General features: G+C 61.0%; 13 protein-coding genes. 8 read left to right on the forward strand and 5 right to left on the reverse strand.

Annotation, left to right across the window (positions count from 1 at the left end):
- Positions 1 to 14: 14 nt before the first annotated feature.
- Positions 15 to 6428: a non-ribosomal peptide synthetase gene (locus CKW11_RS23535; RefSeq protein ID WP_095139605.1), complete on the reverse strand. Its 6414-nt coding sequence runs from the start codon at positions 6426 to 6428 to the stop codon at positions 15 to 17.
- Between the two features lie 488 nt (positions 6429 to 6916).
- Between CKW11_RS23535 and CKW11_RS23540 the strand changes: the two genes are divergently transcribed.
- From CKW11_RS23540 to CKW11_RS23555, 4 genes are all read left to right on the forward strand, one after another.
- The gene (locus tag CKW11_RS23540; RefSeq protein ID WP_095139606.1) at positions 6917 to 7711 is read left to right on the forward strand and encodes a helix-turn-helix transcriptional regulator; all 795 of its coding nucleotides are present in this window, start codon (positions 6917 to 6919) and stop codon (positions 7709 to 7711) included.
- An 84-nt stretch (positions 7712 to 7795) separates the two neighbouring features.
- Positions 7796 to 9202, forward strand: a complete 1407-nt coding sequence (locus tag CKW11_RS23545) for an efflux transporter outer membrane subunit (RefSeq protein ID WP_095139607.1) — start codon at positions 7796 to 7798, stop codon at positions 9200 to 9202.
- A gap of 156 nt (positions 9203 to 9358) precedes the next feature.
- Positions 9359 to 9964: an SCO family protein gene (locus tag CKW11_RS23550; RefSeq protein WP_047599796.1), complete on the forward strand. Its 606-nt coding sequence runs from the start codon at positions 9359 to 9361 to the stop codon at positions 9962 to 9964.
- The gene (locus CKW11_RS23555; RefSeq protein ID WP_095139608.1) at positions 9964 to 10443 is read left to right on the forward strand and encodes a copper chaperone PCu(A)C; all 480 of its coding nucleotides are present in this window, start codon (positions 9964 to 9966) and stop codon (positions 10441 to 10443) included. The genes CKW11_RS23550 and CKW11_RS23555 overlap by 1 nt, the downstream gene beginning before the upstream one ends.
- A gap of 69 nt (positions 10444 to 10512) precedes the next feature.
- Here CKW11_RS23555 and CKW11_RS23560 read toward each other — a convergent pair whose 3' ends face one another.
- A complete protein-coding gene (locus CKW11_RS23560; protein ID WP_095139609.1) occupies positions 10513 to 11007 on the reverse strand; it encodes a hypothetical protein in 495 nt (164 codons plus the stop codon).
- A 183-nt stretch (positions 11008 to 11190) separates the two neighbouring features.
- Between CKW11_RS23560 and CKW11_RS23565 the strand changes: the two genes are divergently transcribed.
- Both CKW11_RS23565 and CKW11_RS23570 read left to right on the forward strand, forming a co-directional pair.
- A complete protein-coding gene (locus tag CKW11_RS23565) occupies positions 11191 to 11565 on the forward strand; it encodes a hypothetical protein (protein WP_095139610.1) in 375 nt (124 codons plus the stop codon).
- Positions 11562 to 11759, forward strand: coding sequence for a helix-turn-helix transcriptional regulator (locus CKW11_RS23570; RefSeq protein WP_003224191.1), 198 nt, complete (start codon positions 11562 to 11564; stop codon positions 11757 to 11759). The genes CKW11_RS23565 and CKW11_RS23570 overlap by 4 nt, the downstream gene beginning before the upstream one ends.
- A gap of 39 nt (positions 11760 to 11798) precedes the next feature.
- Here CKW11_RS23570 and CKW11_RS23575 read toward each other — a convergent pair whose 3' ends face one another.
- A complete protein-coding gene (locus CKW11_RS23575) occupies positions 11799 to 12815 on the reverse strand; it encodes an ABC transporter substrate-binding protein (protein ID WP_095139611.1) in 1017 nt (338 codons plus the stop codon).
- Positions 12816 to 13124: 309 nt separating this feature from the next.
- On the opposite strand from CKW11_RS23575, the gene CKW11_RS23580 reads away from it, so the two are divergent.
- Positions 13125 to 15356, forward strand: coding sequence for an LTA synthase family protein (locus CKW11_RS23580; protein WP_095139612.1), 2232 nt, complete (start codon positions 13125 to 13127; stop codon positions 15354 to 15356).
- Positions 15357 to 15398: 42 nt separating this feature from the next.
- Here CKW11_RS23580 and CKW11_RS23585 read toward each other — a convergent pair whose 3' ends face one another.
- Positions 15399 to 15833: a hypothetical protein gene (locus CKW11_RS23585; protein WP_095139613.1), complete on the reverse strand. Its 435-nt coding sequence runs from the start codon at positions 15831 to 15833 to the stop codon at positions 15399 to 15401.
- Positions 15834 to 15873: 40 nt separating this feature from the next.
- On the reverse strand, positions 15874 to 16284 hold the full coding sequence (locus tag CKW11_RS28375) for a hypothetical protein (RefSeq protein WP_143500091.1): 411 nt from the start codon (positions 16282 to 16284) through the stop codon (positions 15874 to 15876).
- Positions 16285 to 16554: 270 nt separating this feature from the next.
- Here CKW11_RS28375 and katG point away from each other — a divergent pair, with 270 nt between their 5' ends.
- A complete protein-coding gene (gene katG, locus CKW11_RS23590) occupies positions 16555 to 18831 on the forward strand; it encodes a catalase/peroxidase HPI (protein ID WP_095139614.1) in 2277 nt (758 codons plus the stop codon).
- The last annotated feature ends 46 nt before the right edge of the window (positions 18832 to 18877 follow it).

The raw sequence follows: 18877 nt of genomic DNA on the forward strand, positions 1-18877 counted from the left end.
CAATGAGTTACGGGTCAGATCCGGCGTTTGCGATTGAGGCTCGGGATGGTGGTTTGCGGGATGAACACTTGCTGCGCCTCGGGTGTGGTGCTGAGCGCCAGTGCCGCCAGGGTCGGCTGGCTGAACAGCGCCCGGGCGTCGGTGTGCAGGCCACTCTGACGCATCCGTGCTACGAGACTCACTGCCAGCAGCGAGTGCCCACCGAGTTCGAAGAAGTTGTCGTGACGACCGACCTGTTCGACGCCGAGCACCTCGCCCCATATCTGCGCCAGCGCGGTTTCGACTTCACCCTCGGGCGCCACGTATGGGCGATTGATGACTGCATCTGCCCCCGGTTCCGGCAGGGCCTTGCGGTCGATCTTGTCGTTCGGTGTCAGCGGCAACGCGTCGAGCAATACGAACGCGCCCGGCACCATGTACTCCGGCAGACGCTCCAGCACATGCGCGCGCAAGGCCTCCAGACTGGGTGCTTCTACACCCGAGCGCACGGTGTACCAGGCCACCAGACGCTCATCACGCACCATCACCACCGCTTGGCGAATCGCCGGATGCTCAATCAGCCGCGCTTCGATTTCCCCCGGCTCCAGGCGCAAGCCCCGCAGCTTGATCTGGAAGTCATTGCGGCCGAGGAATTCCAGCTCGCCGTGGTTGTTGTAGCGCGCCAGATCCCCCGTTCGGTACAGGCGATCACCCGCCACAAACGGACTGTCAATGAAACGCTCGGCCTGCATTTCCGGCAAGCCGTGATAACCACGCGCCACGCCGACGCCGCCGATGTGCAACTCACCGCTGACGCCTTGTGGTACCGGTTGACCGTAAGCATCGAGCACGTACAGCCGGGTGTTGCTCAAGGCTGTGCCGATCGGCACCACGTTGTCCGGCACCGGCATGTCCGGCTCCAGCGTCCAGCTCGTGCTGTCCACTGTGGTTTCAGTCGGGCCGTAAACATTGTGCAAACGCACCCACGGCAGGCGATCACGCACTTGGCGGGCCAGCGCCGCGCTGAGCTCGCCACCACCGTTGAGCACATCGGTCAGGCTGGTGCACTGCTCGACACCGTCCTGCTCGAGGAACTGCTGAAGCAACGCAGGGACGAACTTGACCACTGTGACCTGCTGCTCGCGAATGGTCTGCACCACATACGCCGAATCACGATTGCCGTCCGACCGCGCCAGTACCAGACGCATGCCGGAGCACAGCGGCCAGAAGATCTCCCACACCGAACTGTCGAAGCTGAACGGCGCTTTTTGCAGCAACGCACCGTGTTCGGTCGGGGGCGAAATCTGCGAACCCCAATGCACCATATTGCACGCGCTGCGATGCTCGATCATCACGCCTTTCGGCAGCCCGGTGGAACCCGAGGTGTAGATCATGTAAGCGAGGTTCGAAGCACTCAGGGCCGGCACCTGCGGATTGCCTGACGGCTGCTGCTCCCAACTGCCGTGATCCAGATTGATCAGCGTCACACCCGGCTCGCCCAGCAATTGCCGCGTGGCGCCATGCACCAGCAATGCGACCGGCGCGCTGTCCTGCAACATGTAGTTCAGACGCTCCAGCGGATAGTCCGGATCCAGCGGCACATAGGCGCCGCCAGCCTTGAGGATGCCGAGCAGACCAACGATCAGATCCAGCCCGCGCTCGACGCAGATCGCTACGCGCGAGTCCGGTTGCACGCCGAGTTCACGCAGGTGATGGGCCAGACGGTTGGCACGCTCGTTGAGTTCGCGATAAGTCAGGTTGCCTTGCGCGGATTGCAGCGCGACAGCTTCAGGTTTACGCCGCACCTGTGCTTCGAACAACCTGTGCAACGGCTGCTCCAGCGGACAATCGACGTCGGTGGCGTTGAACGTGATCAGCAAGCGTTGCAACTCCTCGTCTTGCAGGATCGGCAAGCGGTTCAACGGTTGTTGCGGAGTCTGCTCCAACGCCTGCAACAGGCCGCTCAACGCCGCTTGCATGTAACCGCAGATCCGTTGCGCACCGATCTGCGCTACGGTCCTGCCAGTGAGGCGCAAGCCGTTGCCAAAATCATCCACGCTCATGGTCAGCGGGTAATTGGTGCGTTCCTCGTTGGCCAGGGTTTCGATGCCCTGCCAGGCCTGGCTGGACGGCTCCAACAGTTCGGACTCATCGCTGTGGCGGTAGTTGAGCAGCGCGCTGAATAACGGTGACGGCGAGGCGACGCCGCTGCAGCGCTGAGCCAATGCCAGCGACGCGTGCTCATGCCCGAGCAGCGCGGTCAGCCGCGCATGGGTGGCGCGCACCGCGTCGAGCACCCCGGCGTCGACATCGATGCGCAGCGGCAAGCTGTTGATGAACACGCCCAAAGCCCGGTCGGCGCCCTCGCCGCCTTGCATACGCCCCATCAGCACCGTGCCGAACACCACACGCTGCTGGCCGGACGTCGCCGCCAGCACCCGCGCCCACGCCAGATGAATCAGGCTCGCCACACTGACCCCGGCCTGTCGTGCCTGGGTGCGCAGGCGCTGATAGACGTCAGCCGGCAGCGCCTGCTGCGCTTCGTCGATGCCGCGCCCGTCGCCCTGCACTTCCTGCAGTCCGAATGGCAGGGTCGGCTCGTCAATGTCCGCCAGTTGCGCGCGGAAAAACGCCTCGTGTTCCTGCTCACTGACGCCCAGCCGCGTCTGCGCCACGTAATTGCGATACGGCACCGGCGGCGCCAGCGCCACGACCTGCCCCGACAGGCTGGCCTGCATCTCGCCGCGCATCACTTCCAGAGCGATGTGATCCATTGCAAGGTGATGGAACAGCAGAATCCCCACCACCCGATTCAGCGCCGGATCACGGGCATACACCAGGCGCATCAGCGGCGCCTGGCTGACGTCGAGGCGATAACGCCGGGCGTTGAAGCGCGCGTGCAACTGGTCGATGACCGGGCCGTTGGCCGGATCCAGTTCGACCTCCTGCACCGGCAGAATCGCCTCGCGCCACACCACTTGCACCGGGGTGCTCAGGCCTTCCCAGAGCACCGAAGTGCGCAGAATGTCGTGGCGCGCCATGACCTCGCGCAGTGCTGCAGCGAAAGCCTCGACGCGCTCAAGACTGTCGAACGCCAGTTGCGATTGCAGCAGGTACGGATCGCCCTGCTCAGCGGTGATGTGGTGGTAGAGAATGCCTTCCTGCAGCGGTGCCAACGGATAGATGTCCTGCACGTTGGCCGCGCCGCCCGGCACCGTGGCGACGATTCGTTCGATGTCCGCCTGCTGCAGTTGTACCAGCGGCAACATCTCTGGCGTGATGCAGGTGCAATCGGCGGCGATGCGGTTGGCCGGCACTTCGATTTCCCGACCGCTGCCGACGGAAGCCGCCAGCGCCGCCAGAGTCGGCTGACTGAACAGCACGCGCACGTCGCTGCTCAGATCGAGCTGACGCATGCGCTCGATCAGAATCACCGCCAGCAACGAATGCCCGCCGAGTTCGAAGAAGTGATCGTGACGCCCGACCCGCTCGACTTGCAGGACTTCGGCCCAGATCTGCGCCAGGGCGATTTCGACCTCACCCTGCGGCGCCTCGTATTCGCGGCGGATCAGATCGTCCGGCCCGGGCGCCGGCAGTGCCTTGCGATCGACCTTGCCGTTGGCGGTCAGCGGCAGAGCCGGAAGACGCACGTAGGCGCCCGGCAGCATGGCGCTGCTCAGGCGGGTTTTCAGCTGCGCGTGCAGCTCGTTGATGTCCAGCGGCGCCTGCTCGGTAAACCACGCCAGCAATTGCCCGTCGCGCACCAGCACCACCGCTTCGCGCACCGCCGCATGGCTGGCGAGTGCGCTCTCGATCTCCCCCGGCTCGATCCGGATGCCACGGATTTTCACCTGATCATCGTTGCGCCCCAGATACTCCAGATTGCCGTCGGCGCGCCAGCGCGCGAGGTCGCCGGTGCGGTACATGCGCGTGCCCGGTTGAGCACTGAACGGATCGCGCAGGAAACGCTCGGCGCTCAGCTCGGCGCGGTTCAGGTAACCACGGGCTACCCCGGCCCCGCCGACGTACAACTCGCCCGTCACGCCAAGCGGCACCGGTTGCTGCTGCTCGTCGAGCAGATACACCGTGGCGTTGCTCACCGGTTTGCCGATGTGCAGCGCCTGCCCGGCGCTGATGCGCCCCGAGGTCGCCACCACCGTGGCTTCGGTCGGGCCGTAGTTGTTGATCACTTCGAACGATGGCTGGCGCGGGAACTGGCGCAGGCGATCGCCACCGATCAGCAGCGTGCGCAACGTCGGGTGATCGAGCTGACGGCTGAACGCGTATTCGGCGATCGGCGTCGGCAAGAAGCTCACGTCCAGCGGTTGCGCACGCCACCAGTCGAGCAGCGCATCGATGTCTTCATTGCCCTCGCTGACCGGCGCCAGATGCAGGATCGCGCCCACGCACAGCGCCGGCCAGACTTCCCAGGCCATCGCATCGAAACCGAAACCGGCCAGGCTTGAGGTATGGCTGCCGGCATGCAGGTCGAAGACATCAGCGTGCCAATCGACCAGATTGCACAGGGTGCGGTGCTCGACCATCACCCCCTTGGGCAGACCGGTCGAGCCGGAGGTGTAAATCACATAAGCGAGGTTGGCCGGGGTCAGCCCCGGCACCTTCGGCGCGCCGACATGAGCGGCGGACCAGCTCGGCTGATCCAGCTCGATCACCGGCACCGACAGCGCCGGCAAATGCCCGCGCAATGCACACTGGGTCAGCACCGCGATTGGCGCGCTGTCCTCCAGCAGATAGCTCAGGCGCTCGGCCGGATGCGCCGGATCCAGCGGTACATACGCGGCCCCGGCCTTGAGGATCGCCAACAGCCCGACCAGTGTGTCGAGGCCGCGTCGGGCGACGATCGCCACCCGGTCATCCGCGCGCACCCCGAGATCGAGCAGATGATGAGCGAGCGCGTTGGCGCGTTGATTGAGTTCGGCATAGGTCAGGCCTTGCCCTTGATCCACCGCCGCCAGCGCCTGCGGCCGTAGCGTCGCCTGCGCTTCGATACGCTGCTGAATGGTCGTCGGAGCCGGGTAGTCCACCCGCGTGGCATTCCACTGCTGCAGCAGCGCGCTTTCTTCGGGTGTGCTCAGGTCGAAATCCGCCACAGCCAGATTCACCGCTTCCAGCCCCTGCTCCAGAATCAGCAACCAGCGCTCGGTCAATGCCTTGACTTCATCGGCATTGAAATACGCCTCGCTGTAGATCAGGTACAGTCGCGCGTCGTCATTGGCCAGATTGCTCAGCAAATGCACCGCCAGCGGTGTGGCCTCCTCGACGTTCGAAGCCTTGATGATCCGTCCCGAGGCCTCGCCGTAGCGATAATCGTGAGTGCCCTGCTCGTAGGACACCGTGACCTCGAACAGCTGCGAGCGCTCCTCACGCAGCAAACCCAAGGCACGATTCATCTCACTCACCGGGTAGCGCTGATGGCGAAAGTCCTGGCGCAACTCATCACGAATCGCCGTGATCAGTTCGGCGAACGTGCATTGGCGACCGAAGCCCATGCGCACCGCACTGACCTGGGCGAACAGCCCAAGCGTGGATTTGAAGCGCGCGCCGGAGCGGTTGAGAATCGGCAATCCAACCACCCATTCGTCCCGTTGCTCAGTGCGGCTGAAGTAGACATGCAGCGCTGCCAGCAGCACATGGAATGCCGAGGCGCCGAACGCCCGGGCCACCTGCTGCATGCGCTCGTGCAGCAGCGCCGGCAAGGGCTGCGCGTAGACCTGCGTCTGCGCGGTCTGGCCGGCCAGACTCTGCTGATGCCGTGGCAGCAACAGCGGCTCGGGCAAGTGTTGGTATTTGTCCAGCCAGTAGGCGCGATCCTGCGCATAACGCGGCGACGCGTGATAGCGCGCATTGTCCTCAATGAAGTCGATGTACGACGGCGCGGCGACCGGTGCCGGTTGGCCGCTCGCCAGCGCGTTGTAGATCTCGTCCAGCGACTTGAACATTTCGCCGAAACCCCAGCCATCGACGATCAAGTGGTGAGCCTGCACGGACAACCAATGTCGCTGCTCATCAAGGCGGATCAACAGAAAGCGGAACAGGCAGCCGCCGTCCAGCACGAAGGGTTGATCGATGCGTGCCTGAACCAATGCCCGCGCCGCCGATTCCGGGTCGCTGTGCGTCGACACATCGTTGATCGGCATCGGCACCGCTACTGACCGGGCGAACTGCTGCAACGGCAAGCCATCAGCCCCGGCGCCCGGCAGCAGAACCGTGCGCATCGCGTCATGCCGGGCCACCAGCGCTTGCAGCGCAGCCTGCATCCGTGCCGGATCCAGCGGGCCGCTGAGGTCCAGGTAGCCGCCGATGTTGTACAGCGGCGAATCACCGCGACTCAGTTGATCCAGCCAGATATCCAGCTGCGCAGCGGTCAGCGGATACGTCTGGAGCAATGCGGACGGCGTGGCCACCGCAGGGGCAGAAATAGGCGGCATAAGATCCTTCTCAGGTGATTTTGCGCCTATTCAAGCATCGGCCCCGATGCCGACATGACACGTAAAACCCGGACAACCCCGCCCCCGGTGCACGCCTGTCAGCACTTGTTGACCCTGATTGGGCGGGAACCCTCTAAAAGTTCGGAGAGGAAAGACTGAAAATCTTGTAGGAAAAATGCCACACACCAGCGCTGCCATCGACCTGCGTGATGACCTCACAAAAACGCAATAGCCCCGGTTTTCAGGGTCTTGCCGTGACCAAACAGTCACGCAATGCGCGACATCTGTACCAAACGGCGTCAGAAGCCCGGCGCCAACTTTCAGAAATGATGGCACTTTGTGTCCCTGTTTTCCCCTACAGACGTAGGACAAATCCATAGGCTTAAATCCCGCCCCAGATCAGTTTCAAGGAGAGACGATTGCGTGGGCGGCTTTTGCATAAACAGCGGACGACTCGGTGATGACTCGGAACCAGGGATGACAAGGATATGAATCTGACCGGCAGCATTCGCAACATGGAAAACCCGCATTTCTACTGGCAACTGGGTGAACTGATTGCCAGCACCGGCGACGATCATTTCGCCAGCAACCTGTTTCAGTTGGTCGACACTCTGGTGCCGGTCAATCGCGTCGATCTCAGCGAATGGACGCTGGACGAGCGCCAGGCCAGCGTGGTCGAGATCAAGGCGCTGGGCAGCGCGGGCCTGCCGCAGACCTTCCCGCCGCCGGACTCGTTGCCGCGCCCGGACGATCATCCGCTGTTGCAGAAGATGATCGAGATGAATGACTCCCTGCTGATTCAACTCAAAGCCTCACTACAGCCCCGCCATCCGCAGCACAGCGTGCACCAGTGCAATCTGGTGTCGCGCACTTCCAACCGCCGTTGCGTCATCTCGTTCTATCGACCGCACACGCACCGGGTGTTTTCCCTGCCGGAGCTGTCGTTTCTCAAAAGCCTGTCCGACACCCTGCTGCCGCTGATCGAGCGGCACGCACAGCTCAGTCGGCAGATCATCGCCAAACAACCGCGCCTGCCGTTGGCCGACCTGGAACAGGCGCCGTTGCAGCAGGTGTTCGACGAGCGTCTGGCGCTGGGCGGCATTGTGCTGTCGGCGCGGGAGAAAGAAGTCTGCCTCGGTTTGTTGACCGGCGGCACCGTGCCGCAACTGGCCGAGAAGCTGCGGGTCAAGAGCAGTTCGGTCGAGACCTACCTCAAACGGGCGACCGCCAAACTGGGGGTCAGCGGACGGCATGGCCTGGCGCGCTGGATGGCCGGGGCGTAACCGCGCGACCGTGGTTCAACGGTGTTTGATGATGGTGTGGGGACGCAGTCCCCGGCACGTGTTTTTTCTGCATGAGAGCGTTCGATGCTGCGCATTTCCCTGTTGTCCCTTGCCGTGCTGTTGACCGGTTGTTCGTTGATTCCCGACTACCAGCGCCCTGCTTCACCGAGCGCTGCGCAGTACCCGCAAGGCGCGGTTTATCCGACATCGACACCCGCCGCAGCGCGCACTGAAGACTGGCGCACGCTGTTCAACGATCCGGCCCTGCAACAGTTGATCGAAAGCGCGCTGGTGAACAATCGCGATCTGCGGGTGGCCGCGCTGAACGTCGAGGCGTTTCAAGCGCAATACCGGATCCAGCGCGCCGATCTGCTGCCGGCGGTGTCGGCCAATGCCAGCGGGTCGCGCCAGCGCATGCCGCCCAGCGTGACTCGCAGCAAGGCGCTGATCAACTCAACCTATGCGGTGAACCTGGGCGTCAGCGCCTATGAACTGGATTTTTTCGGCCGAGTGCGCAGCCTCAGCGAGCAGGCGCTGCAAACCTGGCTGGCGACCGAACAGGCGCGGCGCAGTGCCGAGCTGAGTCTGGTGGCCAACGTCGCCAACGCCTACCTGACCTGGCGCGCCGATCAGGAGTTGCTCGAACTGACGCGCCAGACCCTGGCCGCCGATGAGCAAAGCCTGCGCCTGACCACCCGCAACCGCGACGCCGGTAAGTCTTCAGCGCTGGAACAGGCGCAGGCGCAAACCAGCGTCGACAGTTCGCGGGCCAATCTGGCGCGATACAAACGCCAGGTGGCGCAGGATCTGAACAGCCTGACGCTGCTGATCGGCGCGCCAGTCCCCGAGCAACTGCCGGCGCAACCACTGGCCAGCGATCTGGTCCAGCAATTGCCGGCCGGATTGCCCTCGGATCTGCTGCAACGGCGCCCGGACATTCTGCAGGCCGAGTACAAACTGAAAGCGGCCAACGCCAATATCGGCGCGGCGCGCGCGGCGTTTTTCCCCAGTGTCAGCCTGACCGCCAACGCCGGCACCTCCAGCCGCGATCTCTCCGGGCTGTTCAGCGCCGGCTCCGGGGCGTGGACGTTCCAGCCGCAAATCAACCTGCCGATTTTCAACGCCGGCAGCCTGCGCGCGAGTCTGGATTACTCGAAATTGCAGAAGGATGTGGCGGTCGCCGAATACGAGAAATCGATTCAAACCGCGTTTCAGGAAGTCGCCGACGGCCTGGCGGCGCGCAGCACTTATCAGCAGCAATTGCAGGCGCAGCGCGATCTGGTACAGGCAACTCAGGACTACTACAACCTGGCGCAGCACCGGTATCAGAACGGCGTCGACAGCAGCCTGGTGTTTCTCGATGCACAGCGTTCGCTGTTCAGTTCGCAGCAGGGGCTGATCACTGATCGTCTCGCGCAACTGGTCGCCGAGGTCAACCTGTACACCGCGCTGGGCGGCGGCTGGCGGGCCGATGAGGCGAATGTTCAGTAGTCCGTCGTCACTTTTTCTTACACCTTTTGTCGCCCGATCCTGCGCCGCGCGGCGATCCGTGGCCGGCGTCTGCCGTCAGTTTGGTATCATGCGCCGCTTTTACGGTTAACCCCCCGCCAGTCCTGCCGACTGACGGGCTGCAAAAGGCGGTATTAGATGACGGCTTTGTTGACTCGCCGCAAGGTGCTTGCGGGAATGGGCGTGCTGGGCCTGGGCCTCCTCGCGGGCTGCGACACCCGTGGCCAACTGTCGTACAAGTACGGCAAGGACCTGAGTGACAAGATCCTCGGGCGCACCTTCAAGCTGAAGAACACCGACGGCGAAACCATGACGCTGTCGAGCTTTCGCGGGATGATGCCGATGATCTTCTTCGGCTTCACCCAATGCCCGGCGGTGTGCCCGACCACCCTCGCCCGCGCTGCGCAAATCAAGAAGCTGATGGGCAAGGACGGCGACCGTCTGCAGGTGATCTTCATCACCCTCGACCCGGAACGCGACACGCCGCAGATCCTCGACGCCTACGTCAAAGCCTTCGACCCGAGCTTCGTCGCGCTGTACGGCACGCTGGAAGAAACCCAGGCCACCGCCAAGGAATTTGACGTGTTCTTCGAGAAGGTGCCGGCCGGCGACACCTATACGATTTCCCACACGTCCACCAGTTACGTCTACGACTCGCGCGGCCAGCTGCGCATGGGTCTGTCTGTATCGCTTTCGGCACAAGAGTGCACGGAAGATTTGCTCACCGTTATGGAGGTCTGCTGATGCACCCCGTTTTGAACAACATCAAACGCGCCGTTTGCGCTCTGTCGCTGCTGGGCCTGGCGTTTCAAGCCTCGGCTCAGACCAAAGTGGACGATGCCTGGGTGCGTGCGACCGTGCCGACCCAATCGGCCAGCGGCGCGTTCATGACCGTCACCGCGGACAGCGACAGCAAACTGCTGAGCGTTGCCTCGCCGGTGGCCAAAGATGTGCAGATCCACGAAATGAGCATGAAGAACGACGTGATGAGCATGGGCCCGGTCAAGTCGGTCGACCTGCCGGCCGGCAAAGCCGTCACCTTCGACCCGAACGGCTACCACGTAATGCTGATGGGCCTGACCGGCCAGCTTAAGGAAGGCGAAAGCGTGCCGCTGACCCTGACCGTGGAAAACGCCAAGGGCGAGAAACAAACCGTCGAAGTCAAAGCCGAAGTCCGTGCGCTGACGCACATGGAAGGCCACGATCACAGCAAGATGCATTGATCTGACTTTGCGGCAATAAAAAGGGGCGGCCTGATTGATGATCAGGTCGCCCCTTTTTTTTCGCGCATGTCAGCCACGCTTGCGGGCCAGCGCATTACGCACGCTTTCTCTCGACATCCCCGGGCGCGATGCCGCCGCAGTTTTCACCACGGGCGCCGCAGCCAACTGCTGCTTGCACTTCAACACCTGACTCCAGCGATAACCGAGATAGCCGGCCGCCGCAAAGAATCCCAGCCAACCAGTAATCAGGTTGACCACCGTCCACAGCCCGAAGGTGATCAGTACGGTTTTCCAGGTGAACAGCTTCAGGTTGTTGTCGACGGGCACCGTTTCAACGGACGCCTGCTGCGCCAGCGGAATCTGCTGCACCCCATCCAGATCAAAGCGCAATGAGAAGTCCGCGCCCGGTACCTGGAGATTTCTTTGATTGCCTTCAGCGGTATGCACCCGCACCTCGCCATTGACGACCGACACCGAGCTGAAACTGATCCGGGTTTCGTGATGAATCTCACCGTTGACCAAGGTCACGACTGTTCGTTGTTCGCCATTGGTGGGCTCGCGCATGTCGATTCCTTGAGAACTCCACGTCGGACGACGTGCAGAGGGAAAGTCCGTTGGGCTCGAATGCTACTAAGTGGCCATCAGGCTGTCCAGAAACAACCCGTTCGAGGCTGATGGAAAGCTTGCTTTACATGGGGAAAAAGTTTAGCCAGTATGTAAAGGGTCTTTTACACAGGAAGTTGAAAAATGAACCGGTACTACCTCGAAATGGGCGCAGCCTTGATCCTCTACATGCTGGTGTTGACGGTCTCAGTGATTGCCACGCAATACCTGACGGACGCCAACATGATTCTGCGCTCAGTCGTTGCGCTGACACCGGTTATTCCGGCAGGACTGATGTGCTGGAGTATCGTGCGCAACATGCGGCGCATGGACGAAATGCATCTGCGTATCCAGTTCGAAGCGCTGGGGTTTGCCTTCGCCGCCTCAGCGTTGCTGACCTTCAGTTACGGTTTTCTGGAAAACATCGGCGCCCCGCACATATCGTGGACTTGCGTGTGGCCGGTGATGGGCGCGATGTGGATTGTCGGCCTGCAAATCGCGCGACGTCGCTACCAATGAAAAATCGCCTCAAGGCGCTGCGCGCCGAGCGCAACTGGTCGCAGGTCGATCTGGCTGAACGCCTCAAGGTGTCACGTCAGACGATCAATGCCATCGAAAACGAGCGTTACGACCCGAGCCTGCCACTGGCCTTTCAGATTGCCCGGGCGTTCGAGTTACCAATTGAAAGCATCTTCGACGACGGTTTGAACTGATCGCCGAATTGGCCGGCGATGGGCGCTGCCTGAGAGGTGTCAGCTCCCCGCGCCACCATGCGCCTCTTCAAAAAAGTAATCCTTCCAGCTGCCGGCCTTGTTCTTCAGCACGCCCAGTTCCTGCAGTTTCTCGGCATAGATAAACGTGCGCTGCGGCACCACCGTGAAGTCGATTTCCGGATCGCTGACGATTTGCTCGACCAGCGCCAGCGGCAGCTTGGACTGTTCGACGCGGATGTACGCCTGGGCGGCGGCGGGTTTGTCGGCCTTGATGATTTTTTCCGCTTCGGCCAACGCGTCGTAGAACGCCTTGTAGGTCCTGGGATTCTCGTCGTGGAATTTTTCCGTGGTGTAGAGCACGTTGAACGTGGCCTGACCGCCGAGCACGTCGTAGGAACTGAGCACCTTGTGCACGTTGGGGTTTTGCAGCGCCTGATACTGAAACGGCGGGCTGGAGAAGTGCGAGTTGATTTCCGAACCGCCGGCAATCAGCGCCGCCGTGGCATCCGGGTGCGGCAGGCTGACCGAGATGTCGTCAAATTTTTTGTACTGGTCATTGCCGAATTCCCTGGCCGTTTCGATCTGCAAGGTACGCGACTGGAAACCCACGCCCGCTGCGGGTACGGCGATGCGATCCTTGTCGCTGAAATCCTTCAGGGTCTTGATGTTGGGGTTGTTGGTCAGCAGGTAATTGGGCATCGAGCCGAGCGAGGCAATCGCCTTGACGTTCTGTTTGCCACGGGTGCGATCCCACACGGTGAGCATCGGCGGCACCCCGGCGGAGACCACGTCCAGTGCGCCGGTCAGCAGTGCTTCGTTCATGGCGGTGGCGCCGGAGATGCTGTTCCAGTCGACCTTGATTTCCAGTCCCTGCGCCTTGCCATGTTTTTCGATCAACTGCTGATCACGGACCACATCGAGAATCAGATAACCGATGCCGAATTGCTGGGCGATGCTGATCTTGCCTTCGGCCTGCGCACCGCCGCTGAGCAGCAGACTGCCTGTCAGAGATGTGGCCAACAGAGTCAGCGCAGAACGTTTGAACAGTGTGGCCATGGCAACCTCACAGCAGGGTGAATTGGCTGAAAGGCCGAACTCTATCGCTATAAAAAACAGAAATTAAATACCGTTATCGAATATCCATAGCACGCCCGCGTTTGCCATCGTGCGCCGGTTTAAACAGCCTGAAACAATAAATCTGCCATCCGTTGCAAGCTGTGCGTCAGTCGCTAGCGGGCTGGCACCAACGCCAGTCACGGCCTCAAGCCCTGCGCCGCGCTTGCGAGAGCGGATCAGCCGGGAGTTTAAAAGGGCGATCAGACAGCCCACCCTTGGTATCATCGCGCACACTTTTATGACGGTTTGATGGCTGGAAGGTCTTTGTTTGTGAGCGTTCTTTTGCGTTGGTTGCGGCAGCCGCATGCCCGCCTGTTTTCCCTGATTCTGCTGGTGCTGATCGTACCGGTGTGCCTGCGCGCGGCGTTGGGCTGGTCGTCGTCGCCGGGCTATTTGTCCGACCTGGCGATTGGCAGTTTGCTGGTGCTGTTGCTGCATCGCCGTGCGTGGTGGCTGGCGTTGCCGTTGCTGCTGTTCTGGGGGTTGCTGGCGGTGGCGACGGCGGAGCTGGTCAGCGCTGTCGGCCGGTTGCCGAATCCATCCGACCTGCATTACCTGATTGACCCGCAATTCGTGGAGAACTCCACCGGTGGCGGCTTCGCCCACCCGGCGTTGGGCGCCACCCTGTTGCTGGCGCTGCTGCTCTGGTTGCTGACGCGCTTCGCCAATCGCACGCAAACCCCTACTGCCCTGCCCCGCGCCATGTGGGCCGCACCGGCGCTGCTGTTCGCCGCGCATTGGGGCGTGCAGAACCAGTGGCCGAATGATGAAGACCCGTGGCGCCTCTACAACCTGCCGCATCAGTTGCTCGCCGCTCAAGTGGCCGATCTGCAATTGCAGGCCGAGGAATGGCTGGATGGTGACGTCGCAGAACCCGCGCCACAGATGGCCGGGCTGACCGATCTGGATCTCAATGGCCACAAGCTGCTGGCCGCACCCGGACAGGCGCGCAATGTGCTGATCATCGCCCTGGAAGGCATTCCCGGCGCGTACATCCGCGCCAATCGCGAGGCCATCGGCAGCCGCTATCAGGAAGACCTGATGCCCAATCTCAGCCGCTGGGCCGAGCGCGGCATGAACACCCCGGATTACGTGCTGCATACGCACCAGACCATTCGCGGCCTGTACGCCATGCTCTGTGGCGATTACGACAAGCTCAACAATGGCACGCCCAAAGGCGTGGAAATGCTCACCCAGCAGGAGCGCAATCAGGCCTGCCTGCCGGCGCAGCTGCGGCAGAATGGCTTCAGCACTCATTACCTGCAAGGCGCCGGTCTGCGCTTCATGGCCAAAGACAAGATCATGCCGCACATCGGCTTCGATGCGACCCATGGTCTGGAATGGTTCAGCAACGCCAACTATCTGGAGTTCCCGTGGGGCAAGGATGACAAGGCGTTCTTCGAAGGCGCGCTGGATTACGTCGGCCAACTGAAGAAGCAGAAGCAACCGTGGATGCTCACCCTGCTGACTGTCGGCACGCACCAGCCCTACTCCGCACCGGACGAATATCTGGCGCGCTACGAGACGCCGAAACAGGCTGCCGTCGGTTATCTGGACGATGCGCTGGAGCAGTTCCTCAGCGGCCTCGAAGGCCAGGGCGTGCTCAAAGACACGCTGGTGGTGATTACTTCGGACGAATCCCACGGCATCGATGGCGTGCGTCTGGCATCGTCCTGGGGCTTCAACCTGACCCTAGCCCCGGAACACGAACAACTGCCGCGACTGAATGCCGGGGTCTACGGTCATGTCGATCTGAGCGCATCGATCCTGGATTATTTCGATCTGCCGGTGCCGTCGGCGCTGAGCGGCCGTTCGCTGTTCCGCGACTATGACAGCGGGCGTGAAATCATGTCCTACACCAACGGCAAACTGCGCTACCACAATGGCCAGGGGATCTTCTCCGAGTGCGACATGCCGCGCCGTTGCCGCTACTACGAAAGCGCCGGGTTCATTGCCGACCGCGCCACCTTCAAGGGCAATGAAAGCAGCCAGCAGGCCCGGCAGATTGCCGCGCGGGCCATGGCGCTGGACCTGTCGCTGCTGCGCACCCCGCTCAATCAGCGTTACCAGTTCGGCAGCAACAACGTCATTCCGCTGCAGGCACAGATCAAGGATGACTGGGCCGATAACCTGATCGGTGCGCAATACCTGGAAATGCCCAAGGGTTCGCACACCCGCGTGCGCCTGACCGTGCGTTCGGTGGATCCGCAGCAGGCGGCGTACATTCAGCTCAAGGCCAAGGAGTTCGAACAGGACGTGCAACTGGGCCTGCCGACCGAGATGGTCGCCACGGCGGATCAGCCGCTGCAGATGGATTTCAGCTTCGACAACCCGCAACAGCGCAAGGCTTTCTCGTTTCACTTGCTGGGTTATGGATTGGGTGCGGTCGAGGTCACGGATTTCAGTGTGATTACTGAGCTGCCGGGGCAGGAAGATCCGCTGGATGCGTTGCCGGAGGATGAAACTGTGCAATCGAGTTGAAATCAGGGAAGGGACGGATTGGTTGGATCCGTCCCTAAACTCTTACGAGCGAAGTTTAATTTGAAAATCACCTGTTATTTTCCCCTCATCAGAAAAATCAAAAGCGATATCACCTGAAACAACGTATGGAAATCCTTCTTTTCTAGAAAACGTCACCGTTGCCCGCCCTGATTTAATAAGCTGGTAATTGCCATTGTCATCAGCGGTCCAACTCAAGTCCCCCTTGTAGCACATCACATCATGAGGGCCGTCTCCGGCCAGGCTTCGTGGAACGCAGAACGCAACATGACCTCGTCCATTGTCGTCAACTCCAATAATTAAAAAGTCGTTTCTTGCTACATAAAGTACCGCGTTCCGCTTCGTCGCAGACACGAACGGTTTTTTACCAACAGATGCATTGAAAACACCGTCGGAGACGTGACCAATCTCCTGTAACAGCGCTTCGAGTTGCTCTTTTGTATTAATTGATTTTTTCATATGGATGCGCCTCCAGTAGAAACTGACTACCCACAGCAGTTCATCGAGATTTTCTGGAAATATTGAATTTCCCCGTCACTTTCCGTCCATCCTTCAATACAAAATCAATGGTGCCTTCTACGCCAGTACGCTTATCAAAAAAAGTGACCTCAACTGACGAACCGGCTTCAGCGGGACGCGACTTTTCGTCGAATTTTGCAGTCCAGACAAGAGATCCGGAAGGATGTTTAACAACATGCGGACCGTCACCGACCAAGGAACTCGGAATTGCGAAAGTTACCCAGCTTTTATCGGGTTGGTCTGCAATAATCCAATATTCATCTGCACCCGCTTCGTGAAAGACTACCGTAGTAGCTTTAAGAAATTCTTTGCCTCCAACATATGCAGTAAACCAACCAGTATCTTTGTAATTCTTGACGAGCTCTGCAATTTTGCTTTCTTGGCTGGACATATTCGCTATTCCCTTATGAGATTAATCAGGCCTGTTAGCCTGCAGCCAATATATTTTTTATTAATTCCTCCGCGCACTGTCAGAAATGACAGTTCCTTAGTCGATTTCGGGCTAAAAAATTTTCAACTCATTCCAAAACAACAATCATTAAAGAGTTTTCCTATCACGCCCCAATAGCCGGCCTATTAGCTGACTGCCCAAGTCCGGTCTAGCCTTACAAGTCCGAAGCCGGCACGAGCCGGCCGCACAAGACCTGATAAGGATCCGAACATGGCAAACGAATCGAAATGCCCGTTCAACCACGCCGCCGGTGGTGGTACGACGAACCGTGACTGGTGGCCGAATCAACTGAACCTGAAGATCCTCAGCCAGCACTCGCCCAAGTCCGATCCGCTGGGCAAGGACTTCGACTACGCCAAAGCCTTCAAGAGCCTGGACTTCCAGGCCCTGAAACAAGACCTGCGTGCGCTGATGACCGACTCCCAGGACTGGTGGCCGGCCGACTTCGGCCACTACGGCCCGCTGTTCATTCGCATGGCCTGGCACAGCGCCGGCACCTATCGCACCGCCGATGGCCGTGGTGGCGCCGGCTCCGGGCAACAGCGTTTCGCCCCGCTCAACAGCTGGCCGGACAACGTCAGCCTCGACAAGGCCCGGCGTCTGTTGTGGCCGATCAAGCAGAAATACGGCCGCAATATTTCCTGGGCCGACCTGATCGTCCTCACCGGCAACGTCGCGCTGGAGTCGATGGGCTTCAAGACCTTCGGCTTCTCCGGCGGACGTCCCGATGTCTGGGAGCCGGACGAAGACGTCTACTGGGGTTCGGAACGCGAATGGCTCGGCGGCGACAGCCGCTACGGCAAAGACAAATCGGCCATGCAGGAGCCGGGGGACGGCACGCTGGTGGCCGAACCGGACCTGCACGGCAAAGAGCAAAGCCGCACCGATCAGGGCGAACGTAATCTGGAAAATCCGCTCGCCGCGGTGCAAATGGGCCTGATCTACGTCAACCCGGAAGGCCCTGAAGGCAACCCGGATCCGGTGGCTTCAGGTCGCGACATCCGCGAAACCTTCGGCCGCATGGCCATGAACGACGAAGAAACCGTGGCACTGATCGCTGGCGGTCACGCCTTCGGCAAGACCCACGGCGCCGGCCCGGCCGATAATGTCGGGCCTGAGCCGGAAGCGGCTGGCCTGGAAGAACAAGGCCTCGGCTGGCGCAACGCATTCGGCACCGGCAAAGGCGCCGACACCATCACCAGTGGCCTCGAAGTCACCTGGACCACCACTCCGACCCAGTGGAGCAACAACTACCTGGAAAACCTGTTCGGCTTCGAGTGGGAACTGTTCAAAAGCCCGGCCGGTGCGCACCAGTGGAAACCGAAGAACGGCGGCGGCGCTGGCACCGTTCCGCACGCGCACGATCCAAGCAAGAAGCTTTCGCCGACCATGCTCACCTCCGACCTGGCGCTGCGTTTCGACCCGATCTACGAGCCGATCGCCCGCCGCTTCCTGGCCAACCCGGATCAGCTGGCGGACGCCTTTGCCCGCGCCTGGTACAAGCTGATCCACCGTGACATGGGCCCGTTGTCGCGCTACCTCGGCCCGGAACTGCCGAACGAAGAACTGCTGTGGCAGGACCCGATTCCCGATGCCACTCACCCGTTGATCGACAGCAACGATGTGGCGGCGCTGAAAAGCAAAGTGCTGGCTTCCGGCCTGTCGGTGTCACAACTGGTTTCCACCGCCTGGGCTGCCGCGTCGACCTTCCGTGGTTCCGACAAACGTGGCGGCGCCAACGGCGGGCGTCTGCGTCTGGCCCCGCAAAAATTCTGGCAAGTCAACCAGCCGGAGCAACTGGACAAGGTGCTGAAAACTCTTGAGGGCATTCAGAACGAGTTCAACGCCGGCTCATCCGGGAAGAAAGTTTCGCTGGCGGATCTAATCGTGCTGGCGGGTAACGCCGGGGTCGAGCAAGCGGCGAAAAACACCGGGCACTCGGTGTCGGTGCCGTTCAATCCAGGTCGAACCGACGCGACTCAGGAGCAAACCGACGTCGAGTCGTTTGGTTTCCTCGAACCGATTGCCGATGGTTTCCGTAACTACAGCAAGGGCAAATACACGGTCTCCGCCGAATCACTGCTGATCGACAAGGCGCAACTGCTCACCCTCTCCGCTCCGGAAATGACCGTACTGGTCGGTGGTCTGCGGGTATTGGGGGCCAACGTCGGGGAAAGCCGGCATGGCGTGTTCACCTCGCGCACTGAAACGCTGAGCAACGACTTCTTCACCAACCTGCTGGACATGGGCGTGGAGTGGAAACCGACGTCAGCGGCAGCGGACGAGTTCGAAGGACACGATCGCAAGACCGGTAGCGTGAAGTGGACCGCGACGCGGGTCGATCTGGTGTTTGGTTCCAACGCGATACTGCGGGCGCTGGCCGAGGTGTATGCGAGTGCTGATGCGAAAGATCAGTTCGTCAAAGACTTCGTGGCGGCATGGGCCAAGGTGATGGAGCTGGATCGGTTTGACCTGAATAACCTGTAGGAGCTGCGGCACGCTGCGATTTTTTGATCTTGATTTAAACAATCAG

Source organism: Pseudomonas sp. Irchel s3a10 (genome assembly GCF_900187525.1).
GTDB classification, from domain to species: domain Bacteria; phylum Pseudomonadota; class Gammaproteobacteria; order Pseudomonadales; family Pseudomonadaceae; genus Aquipseudomonas; species Aquipseudomonas koreensis_G.

Bases quoted from the DNA above. Each gene is read 5' to 3' on its own strand.
- CKW11_RS23540 (WP_095139606.1), top strand. From the start codon at position 6,917: ATGAATCTGACCGGCAGCATTCGCAACATGGAAAACCCGCATTTCTAC.
- katG (WP_095139614.1), top strand. From the start codon at position 16,555: ATGGCAAACGAATCGAAATGCCCGTTCAACCACGCCGCCGGTGGTGGT.
- CKW11_RS23555 (WP_095139608.1), top strand. From the start codon at position 9,964: ATGCACCCCGTTTTGAACAACATCAAACGCGCCGTTTGCGCTCTGTCG.
- CKW11_RS23535 (WP_095139605.1), bottom strand. From the start codon at position 6,428: ATGCCGCCTATTTCTGCCCCTGCGGTGGCCACGCCGTCCGCATTGCTC.
- CKW11_RS23545 (WP_095139607.1), top strand. From the start codon at position 7,796: ATGCTGCGCATTTCCCTGTTGTCCCTTGCCGTGCTGTTGACCGGTTGT.
- CKW11_RS23560 (WP_095139609.1), bottom strand. From the start codon at position 11,007: ATGCGCGAGCCCACCAATGGCGAACAACGAACAGTCGTGACCTTGGTC.
- CKW11_RS23575 (WP_095139611.1), bottom strand. From the start codon at position 12,815: ATGGCCACACTGTTCAAACGTTCTGCGCTGACTCTGTTGGCCACATCT.
- CKW11_RS23565 (WP_095139610.1), top strand. From the start codon at position 11,191: ATGAACCGGTACTACCTCGAAATGGGCGCAGCCTTGATCCTCTACATG.
- CKW11_RS23570 (WP_003224191.1), top strand. From the start codon at position 11,562: ATGAAAAATCGCCTCAAGGCGCTGCGCGCCGAGCGCAACTGGTCGCAG.
- CKW11_RS23580 (WP_095139612.1), top strand. From the start codon at position 13,125: ATGGCTGGAAGGTCTTTGTTTGTGAGCGTTCTTTTGCGTTGGTTGCGG.
- CKW11_RS23550 (WP_047599796.1), top strand. From the start codon at position 9,359: ATGACGGCTTTGTTGACTCGCCGCAAGGTGCTTGCGGGAATGGGCGTG.
- CKW11_RS23585 (WP_095139613.1), bottom strand. From the start codon at position 15,833: ATGAAAAAATCAATTAATACAAAAGAGCAACTCGAAGCGCTGTTACAG.
- CKW11_RS28375 (WP_143500091.1), bottom strand. From the start codon at position 16,284: ATGTCCAGCCAAGAAAGCAAAATTGCAGAGCTCGTCAAGAATTACAAA.